Here is a 4,558-nt window from a genome sequence, read left to right on the forward strand (position 1 = left end):
GAATTAAGATGAATAAAGTAGCTTAAAGCTACGAGATAGACTGACGAAGGTGCAACCTTCGCCTAACCACCGAACCGTCGGGTCTGCATAGCCGCACAGCGAGCCTGCGTGTCCGGCATGCGAGGGATCTCCAAATATGAAACCAAGGCAAATCATACACGGACCGTTCATTTGCCTAATTGGTCAACGGGTTAATGTCTAATGTCTAATGTCCAATGTCTATTGTCTTCCTACCTCCTGCTTCCTGCCAACTAAAAAGCCCCACCCTTTTAGGATGAGGCTTTTAAAGTTAAACTGATTCCGGTATTACCGCTGTGCCAGCAGTTCGTCCAGATTTTCGAGGGCCATGGTGAATCCTTCTTTCATGCCCATCGCCAGGACCTTCTCGAGATCATCCAGTGATTTGTATGTGAGATGCACATTTACAAATGTTGTGTTTCCTTCGCTTTCAAATTGTGTTTCCCATTCCGTACGTGGCATGGACGTATTCACAACGCCTTCGGGAGAGCAGAAGGCATCCAGTGCTTCAAAGCTTCTTTCTTCGGATATCTTTTTATAGTCTGCCCTGCAATAGTGCCTTTCTCCCTCAGGGCCTTCCATGAAATACAGCCAATGACCGCCTTCTTTGAAGTCCATGGTAATGGTATTGGCCTTCCATGGTCTGGGCGCCCACCATTGATCAAGCAGATCACTTTGGGTATATGCTGCCCATACAGCGGAAAGGGGTGCGGCAAATTCTCTTCGGATGTGAATCTGGCTCTTTTCCTTGTCCACGGAAAAGTCCATCATAAGACTACTTTTCATCTTTTTTTGGTTTTTAGGTTGCTTAATACTTGGTCCAGTTGATCAAAGCGGTCGTCCCAATGTTTTCTGAATTGTTCCAACCAATGATCTATTTCTTTCATTTTATCTGCCTTGAAGTGGTAGTAGATTTCCCGCCCGGTCTTGCGTTGACCCACCAACTCACATTCCTTTAAGATTTTGATGTGTTTGGAAACGGCCTGCCTGGTGGTATCAAACTTTTCTGCCAGGGCATTGGGTGTCATGGCCTGGGTGGTTAGCAGCACAAGAATTGCTCTACGTGTCGGATCTGCCAGGCCTTGGAATATATCTCTCTTCATTGTCTGAGTAAATATGCAATCAATTGGTTGCAAATATATGCAACTAATTGGTTTCGCAAAAAAAATATGAGAAAAAAATGGAAGATGATTAGATCAGGGGACGATCAACTTATGATAGCTGGCGCCGTATCCGCCCCAAACACCGAGGCCGCCCTCCACATTACTTTGGATAAGGGTGGGCATACCAAATGGATTCCCCTGGTTGTTCTTATCCGTTTCAACGGTCATCCAGAAATCGAAATGGGCGCGATCAATGCTGCACCATTTTACAAGAATGGTATCTCCGTGCCAGAAGTAGCTGTAAGTGTCGTTGATGGTATCGTTCCTGTCCTGTCCGCGGGGCAGTGCAAAGTCCAGCGTTTGGCCCTCGAGAAAACTATCATCGAAGACGGAAGCGAAATACCCGGGATACATCGGTTCAGAGTTGCGTTGCGTAAAGTAGCGCGCATAGTTGGCCTCATGGGGCTTATCTGTGAACCGAACCTGCAAAACCACCAGACTGTCATTATCCTCATCGGGGTGCGGCAGCCACCAGATGGAGTCAAGTGGTAACGGTTCCGGTATGGTGGTAGTGGCTGTTAGGGTCTTGCCTTCAGCCTGCACAGTGAGCTTGTAGGATTTGCCAACTTGTCCTTTATAGGTATTTATCAACGACGATGGCAAACTGTAGAAGTAATAGGTGAAGTCATTCAGGGGAATGTTGTATTCCACCAGTTGTATGGTGGTATCGCCATCATTCAGTGAAACCGCTGCATTATGCACAAAGCTTGACTGTAGCTTCGATACATCGATGGTAGAGAATACAGCCAGGCTTTTTGTGAGTGAAACAACCGGTAACGAGTCCTGCTCGATAAAGCCGTATATCACGATGTCTTCTTCGCCTTGTGGCAGGTCGAGTACAATAGCGGTATCGCAGGCAGCCAGCGAAAGCCCCAATCCGAACAAGCCATATATGAGATACCTTTTCATCAGAATTTAAAATTCCATGACACGGATGGCAAGATAGGGAAGATGTATACCTTCTTGGCGGTGACCTTGAATGTGCCATCTACCGGATCGCCTTCATTGTCGATAAAGTAGAAGAACGGGTTCTTTCTGTTATATACATTGTAGATAGAGAAAGACCAGTACGATGAGAATTTCTTGCCTTCTTTCTTCTTGCTGTGCAAAGTGGCAGATATGTCTGCACGATGATAAGCTTCCATGCGGAAACCATTTCTCGGACCATATTTCGTGGCCAGGTCCGTACCAATGAGGTAATACCGTTCCGGCATAGTGGTGGACTGCCCGGTTCCATATACGAATACGGCAGAGAACGACCAGCGGTCATTGAGTTTGTATGAGCCTACGACAGACAGGTCATGCGTCCTGTCAAAGTGGGCTGAGAACTTTTCACCTTTATTAATGCCGGGGAAGGTACGTGTGGTCCTGCTCAGCGTATAGCCGATCCAACCCTGCAGTTTGCCCCTGGCTTTTTTCAGGAACAGTTCCGTGCCGAATGATCTTCCGTTACCATAAGTGAATTCATACTCGATATCACGGGTACTCACATCGCCGGTATAGGTCTCCTTGAACTCAATCTGGTTGTCGAGATCTTTATAGTAACCTTCGATGGATGTTTCGAACATATTGTCTTTGAAGTTCCGGAAATATCCGGCGGAGAACTGAACGCCTTTCTGAGGTTTTACAAGAACCGAGCTGGGCACCCATATGTCCATGGGCAGGGTGGTGTATGAGTTGGAGACCAGGTGCACGAACTGGTTGTTGTAAGTGAATCCCGCCTTGAGGGATGAGGTTTTGTTGAGTCCGTAGCGCACACTCAAACGGGGTTCCAATCCGAAAAAGTCAGCCACTTTCTTTCCACCTTTATAGTGGGTGGAATCCGTGATGTTCTGAAATTCATCAAACTCATACAGTGTAAACGGGCCTTTCTGAATAAAATAGGTGCCACGTAAACCTGCATTGATCTTGATCTTGTCGGTCAGTGTAAAATCATCCATCACGTAAACGGCGCCTTCGTGCGAAAACTTTTTTACTTCACGTTCGGAGCTGAAGTTGTTATCGGCATCTTCTACCTTGATGGTTCTCGGACTGAAGATATGGTAGGTGTAGTTGTATCCGAATTTGATGGTGTGGTTGATGTTGGGGTAGTAGAAGAAGTCTGTCTTCTGATTCCAGTCTTTGATGCCGCTTGCGAAGGTGGTGGTGAAATTGTCGAAGGTGGCATCTATGCGGAAATCATAGCTGTTGTAAATCCCGGAGAGGTTCATGAACAATTTGTCGTTGAACAGGTGGTTCCATCTCAGCGTTGTGGTAGCGTTCCCCCAGTTGATATTGGCCTTCAGGCGTCCGTCTTCCACTTCGATATTGAAGATATCACGACCGAAGTAACCGCTTGCGTAAATGCGGTCTTTCGGCGTTATCTTCCAGTTCATCTTGGTGTTCAGATCATAGAAAAAATAGGGAATGCCACCCAGTTCGGTGTTTTTCAGAAATGGCTTGGACAGCACATCGATATAAGTACGCCGGCCACTGACAATGAAAGATGCTTTATCTTTCAGAATTGGACCTTCGAGGGTCATCCGTGACGCGATCAGGCCGATACCGCCTTCACCGTGGTACGATTGGTTGTTGCCATCTTTCATGGTGATGTCCAGCACGGAGGATAGTCTGCCACCGTAATTGGCCGGCATACCGCCTTTGATCAATGTGGTGTTTTTGATCGCATCGGCATTGAAGACGGAGAAAAAGCCAAGCAGGTGACCGGCATTGTAAACTGTTGCTTCATCGAGCAGGATCAGATTCTGGTCGGGGCCGCCGCCGCGTACGTAAAATCCGGTACTTCCTTCGCCTGAGGACTGCACCCCAGGAAGAAGCTGAATCGTTTTCAGTACATCCACTTCGCCGAAGACAACGGGCAGCGATTTGATCTCATCGGTTTGCAATTCCACCTTACCCATTTCGGTGCTTTCCACATTCTCATCTTTCCGTTCGCCTGTAATAACCACTTCTTCCGTTGTGATCACCAAGGGGTGAATCTTTACGTCCAGGGTAATGTCTTTTGTAAGGTTGATTTTTTGAGTGACCTGCTCGTAGCCTACGAATGAAACCAACATGTTGTATTCACCGGCATCCAGGGTAAGGGAATAGAATCCATACGCATTGGTCGCGGTACCTTTCATCAGTTCCGCAATGTATACACTGGCGCCAGGCAAACTTTCGCCGGAGTTCTCATCCACTACATGACCGCTGATCGTGTAACGCTGAGTGCCCTTGTTTTGCGCCGTGAGTCCACCTGCTATGAGCAGGCAAAACAGGATGGTGATATATCGGATCGGTGACATTTCTTTAACGGGGGCAAAGGTAACAAGTGGTCCGGTTAAATGTGTGACGTTAACAAAATTTATGAAGAAGGTTTTGAGTAAGCGGTAGATAGT

At 47.1% G+C, this 4,558-nt stretch carries 4 protein-coding genes; all 4 read right to left on the bottom strand.

Features of this window, described 5'->3' with window-relative positions; genetic code table 11:
• Positions 1–306 precede the first annotated feature (306 nt).
• Positions 307–804: an SRPBCC domain-containing protein gene (locus tag KDD36_14760; GenBank protein MCB0397910.1), complete on the bottom strand. Its 498-nt coding sequence runs from the start codon at positions 802–804 to the stop codon at positions 307–309.
• Positions 801–1,121: a winged helix-turn-helix transcriptional regulator gene (locus KDD36_14765; GenBank protein MCB0397911.1), complete on the bottom strand. Its 321-nt coding sequence runs from the start codon at positions 1,119–1,121 to the stop codon at positions 801–803. Before KDD36_14765 ends, KDD36_14760 begins: the two co-directional genes overlap by 4 nt.
• 93 nt (positions 1,122–1,214) lie before the next feature.
• Positions 1,215–2,090, bottom strand: coding sequence for a DUF4249 domain-containing protein (locus KDD36_14770; protein MCB0397912.1), 876 nt, complete (start codon positions 2,088–2,090; stop codon positions 1,215–1,217).
• Entirely contained in the window at positions 2,090–4,465 is a 2,376-nt protein-coding gene (locus KDD36_14775; protein MCB0397913.1) for a TonB-dependent receptor, read from the bottom strand. The genes KDD36_14770 and KDD36_14775 overlap by 1 nt, the downstream gene beginning before the upstream one ends.
• Positions 4,466–4,558 lie beyond the last annotated feature (93 nt).

This window comes from Flavobacteriales bacterium (assembly GCA_020435415.1).
Classification (GTDB): domain Bacteria; phylum Bacteroidota; class Bacteroidia; order JACJYZ01; family JACJYZ01; genus JACJYZ01.